Source organism: Stenotrophomonas sp. GbtcB23 (genome assembly GCF_019091045.1).
GTDB classification, from domain to species: Bacteria; Pseudomonadota; Gammaproteobacteria; order Xanthomonadales; family Xanthomonadaceae; genus Stenotrophomonas; species Stenotrophomonas rhizophila_A.
Genome location: NZ_JAGXKC010000796.1, coordinates 1 through 228 on the forward strand (window position 1 = coordinate 1; position 228 = coordinate 228).

The window sequence follows — 228 nt, forward strand, 5'->3', positions numbered from 1 at the left end:
CTTCGCCCCGCTGGCCAAGCGCGCCGCCGCCTACGGCTGGGGCAGCGAGCGGGTCAACTTCTTTGCCGACAAGACCGCCCCGGGGAGCCTGGGTGCGGTGGGCTACGACGACGAGGGGGTCAAGACCAAGCGCTGGGACCTGGTCAAGGACGGCATTCTCGTCAACTACCAGGCCACCCGCGATGAAGTGCACCTGCTGGGCGATCCCGAATCGCATGGCTGCAGCTA

1 protein-coding gene is annotated in these 228 nt (G+C 67.5%); it reads left to right on the forward strand.

Going from position 1 to position 228, the window contains the following annotated elements:
* Positions 1-228 (forward strand): metallopeptidase TldD-related protein (locus KVS69_RS20960; RefSeq protein WP_254622325.1); only part of this gene is annotated, 228 nt, incomplete at both ends.